Origin of the sequence: Bifidobacterium sp. UTCIF-38, from assembly GCF_006454495.1 — a bacterium.
Taxonomy (GTDB): domain Bacteria; phylum Actinomycetota; class Actinomycetes; order Actinomycetales; family Bifidobacteriaceae; genus Bifidobacterium; species Bifidobacterium callitrichos.
The window spans coordinates 132660-153873 of sequence record NZ_JFAL01000024.1; the positions used below are offsets into that span (position 1 = coordinate 132660).

Below are 21214 nucleotides of genomic sequence, written 5' to 3' on the forward strand. Positions count from 1 at the left end.
GTGCGACTCGCGCGCCCAGCAATCTTCGTTACAATGACCACCAGCGTGTATGACGCGTGTATGTGAAGGAAGGACGATCAGGTGATGAATCGCTCGAAACGATACTGGAACGCAGGATTCGGTCTCATGGTGTCGGTGGCGATGATGGCCATCTGCGGTCTGGCGACGATCGTCCCCGCACCGCCGCAGGCCGAGGCGGTGTCCGTGTCCGAATACCAGCAGAAAGTCGCCAACCGCAACAATCTCAAGGCGAAGCTCGCCGGTGTGGACAAGGCGCTGGCCGATAAGATCATCGAATTGGACAATCTGGCCAACGTGCAGATCCCGGCCGCGCAGAAGGCCACCGAGGCGGCGCAGCAGAAGGCCGAGCAGGCCAAGGGCCTGGCCGACGCCACGGCCGAGCGTCTCAAGGCGGCGCAGCAGGACAAGGCCGACCTCGAGAAGAAGATCGAGCAGACCGGCATCGAGTACGACGACGCGAAGGAATCCGTCGCCGCGATGGCGCGCGGCAGCTTCCACGGTTCGGACGTGTCCACGATGATGGAGGTCGTCACGGACGCCAAGTCCACCGACGACTTCGTCTCGCAGATGCAGTCCGACGCCGCGGCCGCGCGATCCGCCGCGAACGCCGCGAACTCGGCGGCGACCACGCTCAACACCTCGATGAACCGCAAGCAGCGTCTCGCCGCCATCGAGAAGCAGATCACGCAGCTCAAGAACCAGGCCGACCAGCAGGCCGCCAGCGCGCAGAAGGCCGCCGAGGACGCCAGCGCCAAGGAGGCGTCGCTGGAGAAGCTGCAGGACGAAAGCGCCGCGCAGCGCGCCGAGCTCGAAGCCCAGAAGAGCAGCCTGAAGACCCAGGAGGCCAAGGAGGCCGCCGACATCCTGCTCATCGAGGCCGAGCTGGCCAGCTACAAGCCGTCAAGCGGATCGACCAACTACACGCCGGGCAGCACCTCGCAGCAGAACACGCCTTCGGGCGGTTCGTCCTCCGGCAACGGCGGCGGTACCTCCGGCAATTCCGGCAACTCCGGCAATTCGGGTAACTCCGGCAATTCGGGTAACTCCGGTAACTCCGGCACGACCAGCAAGCCCTCGACCCCGTCCGGCGGTTCCTCCGGAGCCAACGGCATGAACTACGCCGTGCCCGGCAACTGCCCCGAGGGATCCTCGTACTGCTACGGCCACAACACCGGCAACACCGTGGGCGGCTCCGCCTACCCGGCGCGCCAGTGCACGTTGTGGGCGTACATCCGCCGCTCCCAGCTCAACCTCCCCGTCGGCTCGTACATGGGCAACGGCGCCGAGTGGGGCACCAAGGGTCGTGCGCTCGGCTACTACGTGAACAACACGCCGCACTACGGCGCCGCGATGGTCTTCCGCGCCGGCCAGAAGGTCTCCACCTGGTACGCCAACCGCCTGTACGGCCATGTTGCCATCGTCGAACGCGTCAACTCCGACGGCTCCCTGCTGATCTCCGAAGGCGGCACCGGCTTCGCGTCCTTCCCGAACTGGGAGACCGTCTGGCCGAACGGCAACGAGTTCGTCCACTACTGATTGACTGATTGAAAGGAAATCGCCTCCATGGCGAAGGAACAGGGAACGAAGCTCATCGTCCAGAACAAGAAGGCGCGTCATGACTACGCCATCGAGGACAAGTACGAGGCGGGTCTCGTACTGACCGGCACCGAGGTCAAGTCACTGCGCGAGGGACGCGCATCCCTCGCCGAGTCGTTCATCTCGATCGACCGCCGCAACGAGATCTGGCTCGAGAACGCCAACATCCCCGAATATCTGAACGGCACGTGGAACAACCACGCCCCCAAGCGCAAGCGCAAGCTGCTGCTGCACGAGCGTGAGATCCTCAAGCTCGCCCGTCAGTCCGAAGCCAAGGGCTACACGATCATCCCGTTGAGCCTCTATTTCAAGGACGGCCGGGTCAAGGCCGAAATCGCCCTGGCCCGAGGCAAGCGCGAATTCGACAAGCGTCAGACCCTGCGTGAGGAGCAGGACAAGCGCGAGGCCCTGCGAGCCATGCGCTACGCCAACAAGCGCTCAGTTCGCTAGCCGAGGGTATCTCGTCGACGCCACGTCCTCGTTTCATTGGTCCAATTGGATTTGTTTGATTCGGAGGGAGAGGTGCGATATGCGGTTCCCGACCGTAGGCTTGGCCGAACGGCCTTGAGTGTGTCGGGGACCGTATATCGCATCTCTCCCGGAGCCGACCTTAGCCAAACCCGTCTCACGTAATGAACTGTATCCGTGAGATTTACGCTTTCGTAGCATAGGAAACCTACTCTCGCGAATCAGTCGGGAAACATACCCGCCCGATCGACATTTCTGAGAGAGGAAATCCAATGTCCGTAAGCATGGGAATCAAGGGACTCAAGTCCGTAACCGCCGCCGTCCTGTCCGCCGCGATGCTGTTCGCGGCCGCCGCATGCGGCACCACCGATTCATCCGACACCGCCTCGTCATCCGGTGACGCATCCGGTTCGTCCTCCAGCTCCAGCACGAAGGGCTTCGACACGAGCTCGATCAAGAAGGACGACGAGATCGCGGCGCTCCTGCCCGAATCCGTCACCAAGGACGGCACGCTCGTCGTCGGCACTGACACCTCGTACGCTCCGGCCGAGTTCCTGGCCGAGGACGGCAAGACCCCGGTCGGCTTCGACGTCGACCTGTCCAAGGCGCTGGCCGCGATCTTCGGCCTCAAGGAGGAGACGGTCACCTCCACGTTCGATTCGATCATCCCGTCGGTCGGATCCAAGTACGATGTCGGCATCTCCTCGTTCACCGTGACCAAGGAGCGTCTCGAGGCGGTCGACTTCGTCACCTACTTCAAGGCCGGCTCCACGTTCGTCGTGCAGAAGGGCAACCCGAACAAGGTCGACTCCTCCGACCTGTGCGGCAAGAAGGTCGCCGTGCAGACCGGCACCACGCAGGAGGAGGAAGTCAACAAGGACAACGAGCAGTGCAAGGCCGACGGCAAGAGCGAGATCGAGATCCAGTCCTCGAAGCTGCAGACCGATGTGACCACCGCCGTCGCGTCCGGCAAGGCCGATGTGTTCTATGCCGACTCCCCGGTCGCGGGCTACGCGATCACGCAGACCGGTGACACGCTTGAGGCGCTCGGCGAGGACGTCGGCGTGACCCCGGAGGCCGTGGCCATCAAGAAGGGTGATTCTCAGACCGCCGAGGCCGTGCAGAAGGCCATCCAGAAGCTGATGGATGACGGCACGTACAAGAAGATCCTCGACACGTGGGGCGTCTCCTCCGGCGCGATCGACAAGCCGGAGATCAACCCGACCGTTGAATGACGGACGAATCGTCGATAACGCGGAGGTAACACGCATGTGTATACAGTGGCGTGTATATTCATTGCATTCACTGCGTGATCACGTGACCGTGTGATCGCACGGTCATCCGGTTGCGCGTCGTGCATTGCGGCGCGCAACCGTCGTTCGGAAGAAGAAAGAAGATTCATCCCATGGCATTCAAGGGACTCAAGACCATCACGGCCGCCACGCTGGGTGTGGCGATGCTGATCTCCGTCGCCGCCTGCGGTACCACCGACGAGACGACGGGTTCGTCGTCTGACTCCGGCTCGTCCGACAGCGCCACCATCTCCAGCTACGACGTCAGCGACGTCAAGAAGGACGATACGATCGCCTCGCTGCTGCCGGAATCCGTCACCAAGGACGGCAAGCTGACGATCGGCACCAACCCGTCGTACGCTCCGGCCGAGTTCCTCGACACCGACGGCAAGACGCAGATCGGCTACGACATGGATCTCGCCCGCGCGATGGGCAACATCTTCGGCCTCGAGACCGAGATCGTCTCCTCGAACTTCGACACGATCATCCCGGCCGTCGGCTCCAAGTACGATCTCGGCATCGCGGCGTTCACCATCACGCCGGAGCGTATGGATTCGGTCGACTTCGTCTCCTACTTCACCTCCGGCATGGCCTACGCGGTCAAGAAGGGCAACCCCGAGAAGATCGACGAGAACGACCTGTGCGGCAAGAAGGTCGCCGTCGAGACCGGCACCGTCGAGGAGGAGGCCATCGCCGAAACCGCCAAGCAGTGCAAGGCCGACGGCAAGAAGGACATCGAGGTGCAGTCCTCCAAGCAGCAGACCGACGCTACCACCGCGGTCGTGACCGGCAAGGCCGACGTCTTCTTCGCCGATTCCCCGGTGGTCGGCTATGCGATCGCCCAGACCGGCGGCGAGCTCGAGCAGCTCGGCAAGGACTTCGACTCCGTGCCGAACGCCGTGGCCATCAAGAAGGGTGATTCCAAGACCGTCGAGGCCGTGCAGAAGGCGATGCAGAAGTTGATGGACGACGGCACGTACGGCAAGATCCTCAAGCACTGGGGCGTCGAGTCCGGCGGTCTCGATAAGGCCGAGGTCAACCCGAACGTCGAGGGCTGAGCCGGCAGAGCGTAATCACGTAAAAATCACCGGTCCCGGGGCGGAAAGCAGCAATGCAATGCCCCCGGGACCTCAATCATCGCAACACAAGGAACCGAGAGGAAGCCGATACATGGCGAAGAAGGAAACCGACGGCGAGGGACTGGACATCCCCAACCGCATCAAGGCGCTGCCGGTCAAGCGCACCGGCCCGATCGTGGCCGGCGTCATCGTGGCGCTGCTGGCTGCGATGCTCATTCAGGGGCTTGTCACCAATCCGCGCCTCGACTGGCCCACCGTATGGAAGTACCTGTTCAACGAGAACGTGCTCGAGGGCATCGCCTACACGCTGATCCTCACCGCGATCTCGATGATCGTGGCGATCATCCTGTCGGTGATCCTCGCGATCATGCGCAAGTCGATCAACCCGGTGCTCAGGGGCGTCAGCTGGTTCTTCATCTGGTTCTTCCGCGGCACCCCTGTGTACACGCAGCTCGTGTTCTGGGGTCTGTTCGCCGTGCTCATCCCGAAGCTGAGCCTCGGCATCCCGTTCACCTCGGTCGAGTTCTGGAGTATCGACTCGGAGACCGTCATCACCGCGTTCAACGCCGCGTGGATCGGACTGGCCTTGAACGAGGCCGCGTACCTGTCCGAGATCGTGCGCGCCGGTCTCGAGGCCGTGGACCCCGGCCAGACCGAGGCCGCCAAGGCGCTCGGCATGAAGCGCTCGCTCATCATGCGCCGCATCATCCTGCCGCAGGCCATGCGCATCATCATCCCGCCGACCGGCAACGAGACGATCGGCATGCTCAAGACCACGTCGCTGGTTCTCGCCGTGCCGTTCACGCTGGAACTCCAGTTCGCGACCAACGCGATCGCGAACCGCATCTACAAGCCGATCCCGCTGCTCATCGTGGCCTGCATATGGTATCTGCTGATCACATCCATCCTCATGGTCATTCAGTCGCGTCTCGAGAAGCATTTCGGCAAGGGCTTCGACGCGCGTCCGATCGGCTCGCGCGGCAAGCAGCCGCCACTGCCGGGCAAGACCGAGGGCGAGCCGAAGGACAAGGTCGACAAGCTCAACGACGCCACGTTCAGCGGATTGACGGCTTGAAGCGAGGGGAGACGAACATCATGACTGAAACCGCAACCACCGCCGCTCCGGCAACCGCCGCCCACGTCCCGGCCGTCAAGGCCGTCGGCGTGCACAAGGCGTTCGGCTCGCTCCACGTGCTCAAGGGCATCGACCTGACCGTCGAACCCGGCACCGTGACCGTGATCCTCGGACCCTCCGGCTCCGGCAAGTCCACGTTCCTGCGGCTCATCAACCAGCTCGAGACCTTGACGGGCGGCTCGATCGAGGTCGACGGCGAGCTCATCGGCTACAAGCACGTCACCAAGAACGGTCAGGACATGCTCCAGACCCTGAACGAGAAGGAGATCGCCGCGCAGCGCTCCAAGCTCGGCATGGTCTTCCAGCGTTTCAACCTGTTCCCGCACATGACCGCGATCGAGAACGTCATGGAGGCCCCGGTCCACGTCAAGGGCATGAAGAAGGCCGAGGCGCGCGAGCTGGCCGTCGCCGAGCTCAACCGCGTCGGCCTCGGCGAGCGCCTCGACTATTATCCGGCCGAGCTTTCCGGCGGACAGCAGCAGCGCGTCGCCATCGCCCGAGCGCTTGCGATGAAGCCGGAGATCATGCTCTTCGACGAGCCGACCTCCGCGCTCGACCCCGAGCTTGTCGGTGAGGTCCTGAACGTGATGCTCTCGCTCGCCAAGGAGGGGATGACGATGATCGTCGTCACGCACGAGATCGGATTCGCCCGCGAGGTCGCCGATCAGGTCGTCTTCATGGACGGCGGCGTCGTGGTCGAACACGGCACGTCCGACATCATCGACCATCCCACCGAGCCGCGCTTCAAGGACTTCCTGCAGCACGTGCTGTGATTGCGGTGTCGGTCGATGTGCGCGATGCGCGCAGACCATGTGCCAAAAGCGTATCCGTAACCCGCGCCACGAGGGCGTGTAGTAGTCTGGGAAGCCATGTGTGGAATCGTTGGATATGCAGGACAGATTGATACCGCGTGCGGCAAGCCTCTGGAGGTGTGTCTTCAGGGCCTGAAGCGACTCGAATACCGCGGCTATGATTCGGCCGGCGTGGCGCTGACCGCGCCCGGCATGGATCATGTCGAGGTGCGCAAGAAGGCAGGCCGCCTCGCGAACCTCATCGAGGACATTGAACGTAAGCCGATGCCGCTGGCCACGGTCGGCATCGGCCACACGCGCTGGGCCACCAACGGTGTGCCGAGCGACGTCAACGCCCACCCGCACACCAGCCAGGACGGCAAGGTCGCGATCATCCACAACGGCATCATCGAGAACGCCTCCCGGCTGCGCCTCGATCTCCAAGCGGAGGGCTATCACTTCACGTCCGCCACGGACACCGAGGTCGCCGCCAAGCTGCTCGGCAAGATCGTCGACACCATCATCCACGAGGAGGGCAGGCCCGACCTGTTCAAGGCGATGCGGCGTCTGGCCCGCATGCTCAAGGGCGCGTTCACGATCCTCGCCACCGACTGCCGCCAGCCGGACATCGTCGTCGGTGCGCGCCACGATTCGCCGCTCGTCGTCGGCCTTGGCGAGGGCGAGAACTTCCTCGGCTCCGATGTCGCCGCATTCGTCGCATACACGAAGCGTGCGATGGAGATCGACCAGGATCAGGCCGTGTGCGTCTCCGCCGACAAGGTGATCGTCACCGACTTCGACGGTAACGTCGTCGAGAACCCGAAGACCTACACCGTCGACTGGGACGCCTCCGCGGCCGAGAAGGGCGGCTGGGACTCGTTCATGGACAAGGAGATCCACGAGGATCCCGCCGCCGTGCAGCGCACGCTGCTTGGTCGTTTCGACAAGAACGGCGATGTCGCCCTCGATGAGGTGCGCATCGACGAGCATGATTTCAAGGTGATCGACAAGATCATCGTCATCGCCTGCGGAACCGCCGCCTACGCGGGCATGGTCGCCAAGTACGCGATCGAGCACTGGGTGCGCATACCCGTCGAGGTTGAGCTGGCGCATGAATTCCGCTACCGCGATCCGATCCTCACGCCCCGTACGCTCGTCGTCGCGATCTCGCAGTCCGGCGAGACGATGGACACGCTGATGGCCCTGCGCCACGCGCGCGAACAGGGATCCAAGGTGCTTGCGATCTGCAACACGCAGGGTGCCTCCATCCCGCGCGAATCCGACGCGGTGCTCTACACGCACGCCGGCCCCGAGGTCGCCGTCGCCTCGACCAAGGCGTTCGTCGCGCAGATCACCGCCGCCTACCTGCTCGGCCTGTATCTGGCGCAGGTCAAGGGCGCCATGTTCCGCGATGAGATCCGCCACATCCTCGACTCGCTCAAGGACATGCCACGCAAGATCCAGTGGGTGCTCGACACGCAGACCAAGACCATCCACAAGGCCGCCGAACGCATGCTGAACGCGCAGTCGTTCCTCTTCCTCGGCCGTCACGTCGGCTACCCGGTCGCCCTCGAAGGCGCTCTGAAGCTCAAGGAGATCGCCTACACGTTCACCGAGGGCTTCGCCGCCGGCGAACTCAAGCACGGACCGATCGCCCTGGTCGACGAGGGTGAGCCGGTCGTGTTCATCGTGCCGCCGGAACGCGGACGCGACGTCCTGCACGCCAAGGTGCTCTCCGGCATCGAGGAGGTCAAGGCGCGCGGCGCGTTCATCATCGCCGTCGCCGAAAAGGGCGACAAGGACGTCGAACGGTACGCGGACGTCGTCTTCTGGCGTCCGGCGTGTCCGACGCTGATGAGCCCGCTCGTCGACGTGGTCCCGCTGCAGCTGTTCGCGATGGACATGGCCAAACTCAAGGGCTACGACGTCGACAAGCCGCGCAACCTCGCCAAGTCCGTCACCGTAGAGTAGCGTGGCCGGAATGGAATGCCCGTCATATCCTTTTCCCGACACACTCAAGGCCGTTCGGCCAAGCCTACGGTCGGGAAAAGGATATGACGGGCATTCCTTACGTATAGTGCACAACGAAACGGAGGGGACGGCCGGGATCCGCGGTATCTGACCGTAAGGACTTGGCCAGAGCGGCCCGGAGCGTGTCGGGTATCGCGGATCCCGGCCGTCCCCGGTCACCGCTGGAATTGCTACGGAAAGTGACACTATGCGCCACCGATTTGTAAAACAGGAGCCGGATATTCCGTTCGAACTGCCGGTGGTGTATGAGGACGCGGGGATCATCGTCGTCGACAAGCCTCATTTTCTGGCGACGACCCCGCGCGGTATGTGGTACCGCCAGACGGCGCTGATGCGCCTGCGTGAGATGTACGGGGACGATGCGATCGTCCCCGCGCATCGCTTAGACAGGCTTACGGCCGGCATCGTCGTGTTCGTACGCGATCCGGCGCTGCGAGGGGCGTATCAGATGCTGTTCCAGGAGCGCCGCACCTCCAAGATGTACGAGTGTCTGGCGCCGTGCACACCGATCGTGAGACCCCGATACGGCACGATCGAACGACTGGAGACGCCGCGCGTATTCCCGCTGCGGCGACGGTCGCGCATCGTCAAGCGGCGCGGCGTGCTGCAGGCGTATGAGGAGCCGGGTGAAGTCAACGCCGAAACGGTGATCGAGCTCGGAGCCGGTGCCAAGGTTGAGATGGGCGTCAATGGGATGGTGCTCGATGGGACGACACCGACTTGGGGGAGCGGCGTTCGTGCCTACACGCTGCATCCGCGCACCGGTAAGACGCATCAGCTGCGTGTGCATATGAACTCGCTCGGCCTGCCGATTCGCGGCGACGACTTCTATCCACGCGTCGAACAGCGCGCATACGACGATTTCTCGCAACCGCTCGAATTGGTCGCGCGGCGTCTGTCGTTCATTGATCCGGTCAGCGGCGAGCCGCGCGAGTTCGTCTCCCGTGTGCCGCTCGGCTGAACCTCCGCCCGTTCCTACTCGTTCAAGTCGCGCACCGAACCGCGTTCGACGAACTCCGCGGGGATGACGGTCTTGGTACCGACCGGCACCTTCTCGCCCTCGCATTGGCGGCGGATCATCGAGAAGGCGGTGGCGCCGATCTCATCGAACTTCATGCGCATCGTCGTCAGATCAAGACGCGGAACCATGTTGACGAGCGAATCGTCGACGCCGACCACGCTCACATCCTCCGGCACCCGTCTGCCCGCGGCCTTGAGCCCCTGGATCGCGCCGTATGCCATCTGGTCGTTCGCCGCGTAGATGGCGGTGCAATCCGGATTGTGTGCGAGGGCCATGCCGGCCTGATATCCGGAGTCCGCATCCCAATTGCCGATGTACATGTCCGGTACGGGGGCGCCGAGCTGCTCCAACGCCTCGCGCCATCCGCGCGCGCGGCTTTCCGCGGCTCGTGATGACGCGGGGCCTGCGATGTGATATACGGTGCGATGTCCTTTGCTCATCAGGTAGTCGACAATGGCGGTCGAACAGCCGTACTGGTCGGCGTCCACGGTGGGGCAGTGGTCGGCCGCGCCCTCGGTGACGAGCACGACCGGCAGATCCTTCGGCGGCTGGTATCCGGCGAATCCGGCGATGCGCTCCTCGAGCAGGACGATGACGCCGTCGACCGGTTGCTGCTTCATGCGGTCGACCGCCGTGCTCAACGTGCGCTCGCCGCTGGTGGGGATGAGCTGGACCGTGATCGAATAACTGTCGGCGATCGCGGCGTTGAGGATGCCGTTGAGGATTCGCGAGTTGCCGAAGGTGGTCATGTTGAACAGGACGACGCCGATATTGCGGAAGCTGCCGTGCTTCAACGCACGGGCGGCGTAGTTGGGGCGATAACCGAGACGTTCCATCGCGGCTTCGACGCGCTGGCGCGTGTCGGGTCGTACGGCGTCGCTGCCGTTGGCCACGCGGGACACCGTCTGCGGCGAGACGCCGGCTTCCTTGGCGACGTCCTGCATCGATACCTGAATGCTGCGTGGCATGTCCCTCACTCCTCGTTGTCGTCGTCGCGCCGGGAACAGGCTTGTGTCGTTGCCTGTTCCGTGCCGCAACTATTCATAGTATTACGCCCTTGTGCGAGATACGTCCGCGTGCGGAGGTGGAACTCGCCGAGGCATCCACGCCGCTGACGGATGCTGGCCGGTGGACCGTTCCCACTGTCTTCGCTGACATGCACAACGCACAATGATGTTTTCGTGACCATTATAGACGTCCGTGATGGTACTGCCGGTAAAAATGCGGAAAACTCCGAAGTGGACATGATTGAAAATGATGTTATGATGGTAACGCAAACATTTAAGAGGGATGGATACGGTGATGAGGCACTCGGTGATCGAGTGGCTGATCCGCCCATCAAAGCCTTCGAAGGAGAGGGGCTGGCAATGACAGCAGCGCAGGCTTCGGCCGCTGCGGTGCCCACTGGGTCGTCCGTGGCGCGGGAGAATAGGCATAAGCCGGATTGGCGTGGTTGGAAGTTCATGGCGCCGTTTGCGGTGGTGTTCGTGTTCGTGTTCATCATTCCGATCGTGTACGCGATCTATATCAGTTTCTTCAAGAAGCAGATGATCGGTGGCACGAGGTTCGTTGGTGTGGAGAACTATCTGCGTTTGTTCCAGGACGGTCAGTTCTGGAGCAGTGTGGGTCGTGTGGCGTTGTTCACGTGCGTGCAGGTGCCGATCATGTTGTTCCTGTCGGCGTTGATGGCGTTGGCGTTGGATTCGATGAAGCTGCATGGTACGAAGTTCTTCCGTATCTCGACGTTCCTGCCGTACGCGGTGCCGGCGGTGGTCTCGACTCTGATCTGGGGTTTCGTGTATGGCGCGAAGTATGGTCTGGTGGGTTCGTTGAATGATGTGCTGGGCACGAATCTGGATCTGTTCGCGCCGAGCGTGCTGTTGGCGTCGATCGGGAACATCGTGACGTGGGAGTTCACGGGCTACAACATGCTGATCTTCTACAGTTCGCTGTCGACGATTCCGCACAGTCTGTATGAGGCGGCGTCGATTGATGGCGCGAGCGAGTGGCAGATCGTGAAGAGCATCAAGCTGCCGGAGTTGAAGGGTAGTCTGGCGATCACGGTGATCTTCAGCATTATTGGTTCGTTCCAGTTGTTCAATGAGCCGAGCATTTTGCAGAACATGGTGCCGGGTAATGCGATCACGACGTATTACACGCCGAACATGTATGCGTACAACCTGAGCTTCAGCGGCAACCAGTCGAATTATGCGGCGGCGTTGGCGATCACGATGGCGGTGATCACGATGGCGATCGCGTACGCGGTGCAGTTGAACAGCATGAAGGAGCAGATGAAGTGATGCGTGTCGTGGTTTCGATGATGGTGTCCGTGGTGTTGGTGAAGGAGCGTGCGTGATGAGTGCGGTGTCGACTGTCCCGGGTCGTGTGAGCGCGGCCGAGCTCAAGGCCCAGGAGAAGGCCGCCAGGCAGGCGGAGCGCGAGCGTCAGAGGCGCGTCGCCAGGGATGAGGCCGCCGAAAGGAAGCGTGCGCAGAAGAGCGGTTTCGCGAATGTGAACAATCCGCGCCGCAGTGTGTGGATGACGGTGGTGTGCGCGGTCTTCGCGGTGTACTGCCTGTTCCCGTTCGTGTACCTGCTGATCAACGCGACGAAGACCCAGGCCGACTTCACGAGCACGTTCGGCCTCGGCTTCGGCAGGACGTTCGCCCTGTGGGACAACATCGTGACGGTGTTCACGTATCAGGACGGGATCTTCGGCCGCTGGCTGGTCAACACGCTCCTGTACGTGGTGGTGGGCGCGGGCGGCGCCACGTTGTTGGCGATCATGGGCGGGTACGCGTTGGCGAAGTTCCGGTTCCCGGGCAGGAAGGCCGTGTTCGCGGTCATCATCGGCTCGATCTCGGTGCCGGGTATCGCGTTGGCGGTCCCGCAGTTCCTCCTGTTCGCCAAGCTGGGGTTGACGAACACGCCGTGGGCCATGATCATCCCGAGTCTGATCAGTCCGTTCGGCTTGTATCTGATGTGGATCTTCTCGGATCAGGCGGTGCCGACCGAACTGCTCGAGGCGGCTCGTGTGGATGGCGCGTCGGAGTTGCGTACGTTCTGGCAGATCAGTCTGCCGTTGTTGGCGCCGGGTATCGTGACGACGTCGTTGTTCACGATCGTGGCGACGTGGAACAACTACTTCCTGCCGTTGATCATGTTGAAGGACGCGGACTGGTATCCGTTGACGATCGGTCTGAACCAGTGGAAGGACCAGGCCTCGACCGCCGGTGGTCAGGCGATCCAGAACCTGGTGATCACGGGCTCGCTGATCACGATCATCCCGCTGGTGATCGCGTTCCTCGCCCTGCAGAAGTACTGGCAGTCCGGCCTCGCCGCCGGCGCCGTCAAGGAATAACCGGCATGGAGCCATTCACACTGCTGAACATCGTTCAGGAACCGCCTGATCGGCAGCATTGACGAGGGTGAGCGACGGCGATCCGACGGTCGCCGCCGCTCACCCTCGAAATGCATCGGTATACGCAACAATGATCAATCACACGGCAAAGGAAACACCAATGAGCGAACATCGCGCATTCAACTGGCCGCAGCCTCTTGCGGGGGAGAAGCCCCGTATCTGGTACGGCGGCGACTACAATCCCGACCAATGGCCTGAAGAGGTCTGGGACGAGGACATCGAACTCATGAAGCAGGCCGGAGTCAACCTCGTCTCCGTCGCCATCTTCTCCTGGGCGAAACTCGAACCCGAGGAAGGCGTCTACGACTTCGACTGGCTCGACCGCGTCATCGACAAGCTTGGCAAGGCTGGCATCGCCGTCGACCTCGCCTCCGGCACCGCCTCGCCGCCGATGTGGATGACGCAGGCGCACCCGGAGATCCTCTGGGTCGACTATCGCGGCGACGTCTGCCAGCCCGGTGCACGTCAGCACTGGCGAGCCACCAGCCCGGTCTTCCTCGACTACGCGCTGCGCCTGTGCCGCAAGATGGCCGAACACTACAAGGACAACCCGTATGTCGTCGCATGGCATGTGAGCAACGAATACGGCTGCCACAACCGCTTCGACTACTCCGAGGACGCCGAGCGCGCCTTCCAGAAGTGGTGCGAGAAGCGCTACGGCACTATCGAGGCCGTCAACGAGGCCTGGGGCACCGCCTTCTGGGCTCAGCACGTGAACAACTTCTCCGAGATCATCCCGCCGCGCTTCATCGGCGACGGCAACTTCATGAACCCGGGCAAGCTGCTCGACTGGAAGCGTTTCAGCTCCGATGCTCTGCTTGACTTCTACCGCGCCGAACGCGACGCGCTGCTCGAGATCGCGCCGAAGCCGCAGACCACGAACTTCATGATCTCCGCCGGCGGCACTGGACTCGACTACGACAAGTGGGGCTACGACGTTGACTTCGTGTCCAACGACCACTACTTCACCCCCGGCGAGGCCCACCTCGACGAGCTCGCGTACGCCGCGTCCCTGACTGATGGCATCGCTCGCAAGAATCCTTGGTTCCTTATGGAGCACTCCACGTCGGCCGTCAACTGGCGTCCGATCAACTACCGTGATGAGCCGGGCGAACTGGTGCGCGACTCCCTCGCCCATCTCGCCATGGGCGCCGACGCGATCTGCTACTTCCAGTGGCGTCAGTCCAAGGCCGGCGCCGAGAAGTGGCACTCCGCGATGGTGCCCCACGCGGGTGCCGATTCGCAGGTGTTCCGCGACGTGTGCGAACTTGGCGCGGACCTGAACAGGCTCGCTGACGAGGGACTGCTCGGTACCAAGCTGCTCAAGAGCAAGGTCGCCGTCGTCTTCGATTATGAATCGCAGTGGGCCACCGAGCACACCGCGACCCCAAGCCAGAACGTCCGTCACTGGACCGAGCCGCTCGACTGGTTCCGCGCCCTTGCCGATACCGGCGTGACCGCCGATGTCGTGCCGGTGCGTGGCGACTGGGACTCCTACGAGGTGGCCGTGCTGCCCGCCCTGTACATCCTGTCCGAAGACACCTCGCGTCGCGTGCGTGAGTACGTCGCCAACGGCGGCAAGCTCATCGTCACCTACTACACGGGCCTGTCCGACGAGCGCGACCACGTCTGGCTCGGCGGATACCCCGGCTCGATCCGCGACGTCGTCGGCGTGCGCGTTGAGGAGCATGCGCCGATGGGTACTGACTTCCCGGGTACGATGGATCACCTTGATCTCTCCAACGGGGCGGTGGCGCACGATATCGCCGACGTGATCACCTCCGTGGCCGAGAGCGGACGTGTGCTTGAGACCTTCAAGGCCGATAAGTGGACCGGTTTCGACGGCGCGCCCGCCATCACCGTCAACGAGTACGGCGACGGCAAGACGGTGTACGTCGGTGCCAAGCTTGGTCGTGAGGGGCTGGCCGTGAGCCTGCCGGAGATTCTCTCCGAGCTTGGGATCGCGACGCCTGCCGGCGACGACCGTGGCGAGGTGCTGCGTATCGAACGTGCCGATGCCACCGACGAGAACCACTTCGTGTTCCTGTTCAACCGCACGCGCGATGTGGCGGTCGTCGACGTCGAGGGCGAGCCGCTGGTCGCGTCTCTTGCCCAGGTCAACGACAGTGAGCACACCGCCGCCATCCAGCCCAACGGCGTCCTCGTCGTCAAGCTGTGACGCTGATCGCGTCGATATGATGCCGAATGCCTGCGCGGGGCCGCCCATCGATGGTGCGGTCGCTGGCGTCGGCATTCGGCATAGTAATGGGGTCGTCTCCCGATTTCGGTCGGGGGACGACCCCATTGTGTTCTCGTGTGTTCTCGTGTGTGTTCGTGTGTTCTCGTGTGTGTTCGGGTGTGTTCGGGTTCTCGTGTGTGTTCTCGGGGACTTGCCGCTCGAGAGGGGCGGGCGCCCAGTCGTCGGGGGAATCCCATGACGCGATCTGGGGCCACATGACGCGGTGAAATTCACATGACGCGGTGAGGCGGTTTTCTGTATTGGCGGAAATCCGCCGTTTTGTGTCACCGCTTCATGGGGGAAACACAGCTCCATGTGGATTTCACCGCGTCATGGGTGTCGTGACCGCTTCATGGCTGCGCGATGGGGGCGATATGGATGGGGAAGATGGGGAATGGACGCGACGGCGGGGCAATGGGCGGCAATGGGCGGCCCATAGGGCATGAAAAAAGGGTGACGCATCACGAGGATGCGTCACCCGGTGTTATCGCAGCCAGACCCGCGGGAAGGAGCCTCGCGGGGAGGAAGATGGCCACGAAGATATGAAAGGGGATTCGCGGGAAATGCGTGCCGGGAGCATCTGTGCGTGCCGGTCGCGCTCACGAATCCCCTGAGATCGGTTACTTGACCGTGTAGCCCTGGCCTTCGGCGTAGGACTTCAGATCCTTCTGCCATGCGGCGATGCCGTCGGCCAGCTTGCCCTTGCCGGTGTAGGCGTCACCGACGAAGTCTCCGAACTTGCCGCGGGCGTAGACCTCGATCGGCAGGAACTGGTAGCCGGTGGACACGTTCGCAGCGGCCTTGGCCAGCTCCTCGTTGAACTTCTGACCGCCGAAGTACTCGTGGGCCTTGCCGTCGGAGTCGGTCAGGGCGGTCATGCCGAGGAAGTCGGAGGACTTGAGGGTATCGTTGTCGGCCGGGAAGGCGCCGCCGTCGACGCGGGTCTTGATGCCCTCGGCGTTGTGGCAGGCGTATTCCATGAACTTGTAGGCCGCGGCTACCTTGTCCTTGTCGTCGGACTTGATGACGGCGAGCGAGGAGCCGCCGTTCTCGGAGTTGGTCTCGGAGCCGTCGGCGGTCGGCATCTGGGCGATGCGCCACTTGCCCTCGCCGTTCGGGGCGCCGGAGAGCAGGTTGTACGGCATCCACGCGCCGGTGAGCAGGGAGGCGATGGAGCCGTCGTCGAGACCCTTGTTCCAGTCGTCGGTCCAGCCGACGGTCTTGGTGTCGATGAGACCCTCGTCGATCATCTTCTGCCAGAAGTCGGTGAACTCCTTGACCTTGGAGTCGCCGGTCAGGTCGATGGAGACGGTCTTGCCGTCCTTGGAGGTGGAGAACGGCTTCGCGCCGGCCAGCCAGGTCATCGAATCGAAGAAGCCCGCGTCGCCGGAATCGGAGGTGATGTAGGAGCCGGCGGCCTTGATCTTCTTGGCGGCCTCGTAGAACTGATCCCAGGTCTTCACCTGAGTCGCGTCGACGCCGGCCTTGTCGAAGACCTCCTTGTTGTAGAACCACGCCATCGGGCCGGAATCCATCGGCAGGGCGTAGACGCCGTCGTTGATGTTGACGGACGCCCAGGTGCCGGGCGTGTAGAAGTCGGAGAAGTCGGATGCGCCGTAGTCGGACAGGTCCTCGAGGTAGCCGCGGATCACGTATTCGGGCAGCGCGTAGTACTCGATCTGCGCGATGTCCGGAGCGCCGGAGCCGCCTTCGATGGCGTTGGAGAGCGCGTTGTACTCGTCCTTGTTGGTGCCGGCGTTGGTGACCTTCACCTTGATGTTCGGGTTGGCCTTCTCGAAGCCCTCGACCGTACGCGGCAGCGTGGAATCCCAGGACCAGACCGTCAGTTCGATCTTCTTGTCGGAGCTGGATCCGGTGCTGCTCGAACCGGTGTTGGAGCTGCCTCCGCAGGCGGCAACGCTGACGAGCATCGCGGCGGCGCCGGCGAGGGCCACCGTCTTCTTCATGGCTGTGAACTTCATCGTCCTTGTATCCTTCCTTATTGAAGAACGATTGGACTTGGTCTTCCAAGTCTTGTATCGTTTCAAGTACTACCATAGCACATAGCATATGGTTACGCAAACACGGGTTGTCGAAAACCCGTGGGGAAGGACTTATCATGGGCGATACCACCATCGGATCGCTGCGGCGGGTCGCGGACGTACCGGAGCGTCTGTTCGGCTCGTTCGTCGAGCATCTTGGCCGCTGCGTGTACGGCGGCATCTACGAACCCGGTCATCCGAGCGCCGACGAGGACGGATTCCGCGAGGACGTGCTCGACCTCGTACGGGAGCTCGGCGTCACCTGCGTGCGCTACCCGGGCGGCAACTTCGTGTCCAACTACAACTGGGAGGACGGCACCGGCCCGCGCGAGCAACGTCCGGTCAGGCGCGACCTCGCATGGCACCAGACCGAGACCAACGAGATCGGCATCGACGACTTCCATCGCTGGAGCCTCAAGGCCGGCACCGAGATCATGCTCGCCGTCAACATGGGCACACGCGGGCTCAAGGCCGCGCTCGACGAGCTCGAATACGTCAACGGCGCGCCGGGCACCGAACTCGCGGACCGACGCGTGGCCAACGGCATCCCCGAGCCGATGGATGTGAAGATGTGGTGCATCGGCAACGAGATGGACGGCCCCTGGCAGGTCGGCCATATGACTCCGGACGAGTACGCGGACGCGGTGGAGAAGACCGCGCATGCGATGAAGCTCGCCGAATCGGGGCTGGAGCTGGTGGCATGCGGCTCGTCCAGCGCGCACATGCCCACGTTCGGCACATGGGAGAGGACCGTGCTCACCCGCGCCTATCAGTATCTCGACTTCGTGTCCGCGCACGCCTACTACTTCGATCACGGTCACAAGACCCGCTCGCAGGGGCAGATGCAGGAGTTCCTCGCGGCTGCCGAGGACATGACGACGTTCATCGACACGGTCGCCGCCTGCGCCGACGAGGCGCGCGAGGCGAACCACGGCGACCGCGACATCGCCCTGAGCTTCGATGAGTGGGGCGTGTGGTATTCGGACGCGTGGAACGAGCAGGAGGCAGCGTGGAAGGCCGCCGCCGGCGAGGGGCTGCATCACGAGCCGTGGCCGAAGGCGCCGCATCTGCTGGAGGACGTGTACTCGGCCGCCGATGCGGTGGTGGAGGGATCGCTGATGATCACGCTCCTCAAGCACTGCGACCGCGTGCGTTCCGCCTCCCGCGCCCAGCTGGTCAACGTCATCGCGCCGATCATGGCCGAACCGAACGGCCCCGCATGGCGTCAGACCACGTTCTACCCGTTCGCCGAGGCTGCGCATCATGCGAAGGGCGACGCCTATGCGCCGCAGATCGACTCGCCGCTCATCCATACGGAAGCCTATGGCGATGTGAAGGCGGTCGACGCGGTCGTCACCTGGAATCGTGAGTCCCGTGAGGGACTGGTGCTGATCGTGAACCGCGACGCCTCGCATGCGCATGACGTGTCGATCGACCTGGGCTCGCTGCCGGGTGTTGCCGGAGAAGCTTCCGAGGCTAAGGCTGAGGGCGAGATCGGCGTCGCTTGCGTGAAGGTGACGCATGCCGAGATCCTGCATGATGACGACATCTACCGCACCAACACCGCCGCCGAGCCGGATGCGGTCACGCCTCAGCCGCTCGATGTGACGGCGAACGGCGCCGTGATCGACGTCGACCTGCCGCAGGTCTCCTGGGTCGCGATCCGCTTCACGGCGTGACGCCCTGCGGTGAGGATTCGCGGCAGACCAGCCGGCATGGCGCTTCGATCCGCTTCGCCGGCGCGCGCCTGCCGTCCCTGATCTGGGCGATGATCGACTCGACGGCGAGCCGTGCGATATCGGTGCGTCCCGGGTCGACCGTCGTCAGTGACGGTGCCATGTATCGCGATTCGTCGATGTTGTCGAATCCGACCACGCGCACGGCTCCCGGCACGTCGACGCCGCGCTCGCGCAGGCATCGCAGCGCGCCCCATGCGAGCGTGTCGTTGAGCGCGAACACCGCATCGAAATCGAGACCGTCATCCAGCATCCTGCCGACCGCCTCGAATCCGTCGATGCTGTCCCATCCGTCGGTTTCGATGAGCAGTCGCGGGTCGCAGTTCATGCCATGGTCCGCGAGCGCCGCGCAGTGGCCGCGCGTGCGCAGGTCGCCGGACGAGGACTGCGTCGGCGGGTCTGTGCAAGGGCTGGTCGAGGGGATTGGGACGGAGAGCTTTCCGCTCGGTGTCGATGAATCGGGTGAATTCGTCGAGTGCACCGTGGAGTCCGATGGCGTCGGTGCCGTGACGTCCGATGTCGGACCATCTCCGTCTGAGTTCGATTCGTTTACGGGCGGTACGGCTCCGATGACGGCGATGCGCCGGCATCCGTCCTCGATGAGGTGGGTCGTGGCCATATACGCCCCTTCGCGGTTGCGGATGAGCACATGCGGCGCATCCACGCCGAACAGGCGCTCGCCCAGCATGACCAGCGGGTAGGTGCCGTTGAGCAGGGGAATGTCGTCGCGGGTCATCATCAGGGGGCTGAGGATGAGTCCGTCCGCGGGGTGCGTGCCCATGGATGCGATGCTGGCGAGTTCGTTCTCGCGGTGGTTGGACGTTGATTCGACGATGACGCCGTAGCCGTGCGTGCGCGCCTCGGTGAGAATGTCCTCGGCGAGATCGGCGAAATATACCTGACGCAGATCGGGGATGACGAGCTTGAGCAGTCTGGTGCGACCGGACCTGAGATTGCGCGCGGATGAGTTGATCTGATAGCCGAGGTCGGCGATGGCGGTCTCGATGCGCGTGCGCATCGCATCGCTCATATACGGGCGCTTGTTGAGGTAGTTGGACACCGAGGCGACCGACACCCCGGCCTTGCGGGCCACGTCGGCCATCGTAATGGTCGTTCTGCCGTTCCTGTGGCTGCTGACTGACATGGCTTCCAGTCTATCTGGTTCCGTTCGGGACGGTCTCGCCTGCACTTCCACCCTTTTTATGTGTTCCATTGCGTTCGATTCTGCAGGTTCCGACGCTACGGGGCTTGTGGGGTTGTGAAAACGTCCGGTCCCGTAGGGTCCAACACGGCGATCGGGGGCGGAGACGTGATTGGTCTGCCACTCAGCACATGTCAATCGGTTGACGTTCGTTGAGTGGCAGAAAACCGTGCCGCTCAACGCGATTTTGGTGTTTTTTCGCGTTGAGCGGCAGACAGATCGGCGGCGGTGGCGGCCCTTGCGATACCGGTTATCGCAGGATCGTTGGAAAATGGCCGTTTTGACAAGATGTCAAAAAGGCGGTGAGGTGGTAATGACGTATCGTCGTGCCGCTCAATGCAAAAATCGCCGAAAAATGCGTTGAGCGGCACAGCCGGGGCGTGACCGGGCGGCATGACTGAGGCGGTGTGACCGGGCGGCATGACTGAGGCGGTGTGGCCGGGCGGCACAGCTGGACGGCACCGCCGGGGCATAGCTGGGCGCATGGTTGAAGTGGTGTGGCCGGGCGGCATGGCTGAGGCGGTGTCAATTGTGCGATGTGTCGGGATGTCGGTTGTTCTGTTGGCTGTGTTGGGTGTGCTTCGCCACGCGCCTGGCGTCGGCGGCGCTGCGTGTGGGGTGGTCAGGCGGCGAGAGTTTGTTCTCGGTATGGGGCATGAACTTCACGCGGGCCGCGTGGTCGAGTGGCGTGTCGTGCGAATCTGTGTATAATGAATCATGTTATCGCAACCATACCCGCGAAGCGGCGGAATACGCTGGTTCGCACTATCGGAGACAGGGCAAATTGTTTTGGCTCTTCGGGTGTTTGTGTGGGTGTGGATCACTGGTTTGGCCTACTGGTTATTGGCGTCCGGGGAGTTGTAGGTTGAGTCCGCCGCATTTGAGCATGACGAGGCCGATGAGGTTGTCGAGGTTGCGGTAGCCGTAGCCGATTTTGATGGTGGTCTTGATCTTGTTGTTCACGGCCTCTAGCCTGGCGTTGGACAGTCCTCTGCGGATGGTCGTGAGGATGTCGAAGTGGCGCCTGGCGATCTTCTCGCCGAGCTGGACGAATCCGGGGATGCCGGACAGGGACGCGTCCGCGGCCCATTGGCGCAGCAGGGGGTCGGCCTCGTCCGCCGTCTGCTTGAGGATCATCCTGA

The 21214-nt window shown here is 63.1% G+C and carries 17 protein-coding genes; 12 read left to right on the top strand and 5 right to left on the bottom strand.

Annotated elements, in window-relative coordinates; genetic code table 11:
• Positions 1-84 precede the first annotated feature (84 nt).
• The 8 genes from BW11_RS09085 (at position 85) to BW11_RS09120 (ending at position 9374) form a co-directional block, all read left to right on the top strand.
• Positions 85-1557 carry a CHAP domain-containing protein gene (locus BW11_RS09085; RefSeq protein WP_140445484.1) on the top strand — a complete coding sequence of 491 codons (1473 nt, stop codon included), beginning with the start codon at positions 85-87 and terminating at the stop codon, positions 1555-1557.
• 27 nt (positions 1558-1584) lie between these two features.
• Positions 1585-2067, top strand: coding sequence for an SsrA-binding protein SmpB (gene smpB, locus BW11_RS09090; RefSeq protein ID WP_043164954.1), 483 nt, complete (start codon positions 1585-1587; stop codon positions 2065-2067).
• A gap of 290 nt (positions 2068-2357) precedes the next feature.
• On the top strand, positions 2358-3320 hold the full coding sequence (locus BW11_RS09095) for an ABC transporter substrate-binding protein (protein ID WP_140445483.1): 963 nt from the start codon (positions 2358-2360) through the stop codon (positions 3318-3320).
• Positions 3321-3490: 170 nt separating this feature from the next.
• Positions 3491-4435: an ABC transporter substrate-binding protein gene (locus tag BW11_RS09100; protein ID WP_140445482.1), complete on the top strand. Its 945-nt coding sequence runs from the start codon at positions 3491-3493 to the stop codon at positions 4433-4435.
• Positions 4436-4547: 112 nt separating this feature from the next.
• Positions 4548-5531 (top strand): amino acid ABC transporter permease, encoded by a 984-nt coding sequence (locus BW11_RS09105; RefSeq protein ID WP_043164959.1) that lies wholly within the window; start codon positions 4548-4550, stop codon positions 5529-5531.
• A gap of 20 nt (positions 5532-5551) precedes the next feature.
• Positions 5552-6364: an amino acid ABC transporter ATP-binding protein gene (locus BW11_RS09110; RefSeq protein ID WP_043164961.1), complete on the top strand. Its 813-nt coding sequence runs from the start codon at positions 5552-5554 to the stop codon at positions 6362-6364.
• 96 nt (positions 6365-6460) lie between these two features.
• The gene (gene glmS, locus BW11_RS09115; protein WP_140445481.1) at positions 6461-8353 is read left to right on the top strand and encodes a glutamine--fructose-6-phosphate transaminase (isomerizing); all 1893 of its coding nucleotides are present in this window, start codon (positions 6461-6463) and stop codon (positions 8351-8353) included.
• Between the two features lie 247 nt (positions 8354-8600).
• Positions 8601-9374 (top strand): pseudouridine synthase, encoded by a 774-nt coding sequence (locus BW11_RS09120; RefSeq protein ID WP_140445480.1) that lies wholly within the window; start codon positions 8601-8603, stop codon positions 9372-9374.
• 14 nt (positions 9375-9388) lie between these two features.
• On the opposite strand, the gene BW11_RS09125 is transcribed toward BW11_RS09120, so the two are convergent.
• Positions 9389-10378, bottom strand: a complete 990-nt coding sequence (locus tag BW11_RS09125) for a LacI family DNA-binding transcriptional regulator (protein WP_181162583.1) — start codon at positions 10376-10378, stop codon at positions 9389-9391.
• A gap of 423 nt (positions 10379-10801) precedes the next feature.
• Between BW11_RS09125 and BW11_RS09130 the strand changes: the two genes are divergently transcribed.
• The 3 genes from BW11_RS09130 (at position 10802) to BW11_RS09140 (ending at position 15033) form a co-directional block, all read left to right on the top strand.
• Positions 10802-11734, top strand: a complete 933-nt coding sequence (locus tag BW11_RS09130; protein WP_140445555.1) for a carbohydrate ABC transporter permease — start codon at positions 10802-10804, stop codon at positions 11732-11734.
• Positions 11735-11789: 55 nt separating this feature from the next.
• Positions 11790-12794 (top strand): carbohydrate ABC transporter permease, encoded by a 1005-nt coding sequence (locus tag BW11_RS09135; protein WP_181162574.1) that lies wholly within the window; start codon positions 11790-11792, stop codon positions 12792-12794.
• A 160-nt stretch (positions 12795-12954) separates the two neighbouring features.
• Entirely contained in the window at positions 12955-15033 is a 2079-nt protein-coding gene (locus BW11_RS09140; protein ID WP_107043899.1) for a beta-galactosidase, read from the top strand.
• 680 nt (positions 15034-15713) lie between these two features.
• Here BW11_RS09140 and BW11_RS09145 read toward each other — a convergent pair.
• Entirely contained in the window at positions 15714-17075 is a 1362-nt protein-coding gene (locus BW11_RS09145) for an ABC transporter substrate-binding protein (RefSeq protein ID WP_140445477.1), read from the bottom strand.
• Between the two features lie 137 nt (positions 17076-17212).
• Here BW11_RS09145 and BW11_RS11975 point away from each other — a divergent pair, with 137 nt between their 5' ends.
• Complete coding sequence (locus tag BW11_RS11975) at positions 17213-18814, top strand: alpha-N-arabinofuranosidase (RefSeq protein WP_140445476.1); 1602 nt, start codon at positions 17213-17215, stop codon at positions 18812-18814.
• On the opposite strand, the gene BW11_RS11900 is transcribed toward BW11_RS11975, so the two are convergent.
• From BW11_RS11900 to BW11_RS09165, 3 genes are all read right to left on the bottom strand, one after another.
• Positions 18804-19973: a LacI family DNA-binding transcriptional regulator gene (locus BW11_RS11900; protein ID WP_258184651.1), complete on the bottom strand. Its 1170-nt coding sequence runs from the start codon at positions 19971-19973 to the stop codon at positions 18804-18806. The genes BW11_RS11975 and BW11_RS11900 overlap by 11 nt on opposite strands.
• Before the next feature lie 275 nt (positions 19974-20248).
• A complete protein-coding gene (locus tag BW11_RS09160; RefSeq protein ID WP_140445475.1) occupies positions 20249-20443 on the bottom strand; it encodes a hypothetical protein in 195 nt (64 codons plus the stop codon).
• Positions 20444-20912: 469 nt separating this feature from the next.
• Positions 20913-21214, bottom strand: a 302-nt coding sequence (locus BW11_RS09165; protein WP_258231289.1) for a transposase, incomplete at its 5' end; no start/stop codon positions are given.

Excerpts from the sequence above, each read along its gene's own strand:
- BW11_RS09085 (WP_140445484.1), top strand. The coding sequence starts at position 85 with ATGAATCGCTCGAAACGATACTGGAACGCAGGATTCGGTCTCATGGTG.
- smpB (WP_043164954.1), top strand. The coding sequence starts at position 1,585 with ATGGCGAAGGAACAGGGAACGAAGCTCATCGTCCAGAACAAGAAGGCG.
- BW11_RS09095 (WP_140445483.1), top strand. The coding sequence starts at position 2,358 with ATGTCCGTAAGCATGGGAATCAAGGGACTCAAGTCCGTAACCGCCGCC.
- BW11_RS09100 (WP_140445482.1), top strand. The coding sequence starts at position 3,491 with ATGGCATTCAAGGGACTCAAGACCATCACGGCCGCCACGCTGGGTGTG.
- BW11_RS09105 (WP_043164959.1), top strand. The coding sequence starts at position 4,548 with ATGGCGAAGAAGGAAACCGACGGCGAGGGACTGGACATCCCCAACCGC.
- BW11_RS09110 (WP_043164961.1), top strand. The coding sequence starts at position 5,552 with ATGACTGAAACCGCAACCACCGCCGCTCCGGCAACCGCCGCCCACGTC.
- glmS (WP_140445481.1), top strand. The coding sequence starts at position 6,461 with ATGTGTGGAATCGTTGGATATGCAGGACAGATTGATACCGCGTGCGGC.
- BW11_RS09120 (WP_140445480.1), top strand. The coding sequence starts at position 8,601 with ATGCGCCACCGATTTGTAAAACAGGAGCCGGATATTCCGTTCGAACTG.
- BW11_RS09125 (WP_181162583.1), bottom strand. The coding sequence starts at position 10,378 with ATGCAGGACGTCGCCAAGGAAGCCGGCGTCTCGCCGCAGACGGTGTCC.
- BW11_RS09130 (WP_140445555.1), top strand. The coding sequence starts at position 10,802 with ATGACAGCAGCGCAGGCTTCGGCCGCTGCGGTGCCCACTGGGTCGTCC.
- BW11_RS09135 (WP_181162574.1), top strand. The coding sequence starts at position 11,790 with ATGAGTGCGGTGTCGACTGTCCCGGGTCGTGTGAGCGCGGCCGAGCTC.
- BW11_RS09140 (WP_107043899.1), top strand. The coding sequence starts at position 12,955 with ATGAGCGAACATCGCGCATTCAACTGGCCGCAGCCTCTTGCGGGGGAG.
- BW11_RS09145 (WP_140445477.1), bottom strand. The coding sequence starts at position 17,075 with ATGAAGTTCACAGCCATGAAGAAGACGGTGGCCCTCGCCGGCGCCGCC.
- BW11_RS11975 (WP_140445476.1), top strand. The coding sequence starts at position 17,213 with ATGGGCGATACCACCATCGGATCGCTGCGGCGGGTCGCGGACGTACCG.
- BW11_RS11900 (WP_258184651.1), bottom strand. The coding sequence starts at position 19,973 with ATGGCCGACGTGGCCCGCAAGGCCGGGGTGTCGGTCGCCTCGGTGTCC.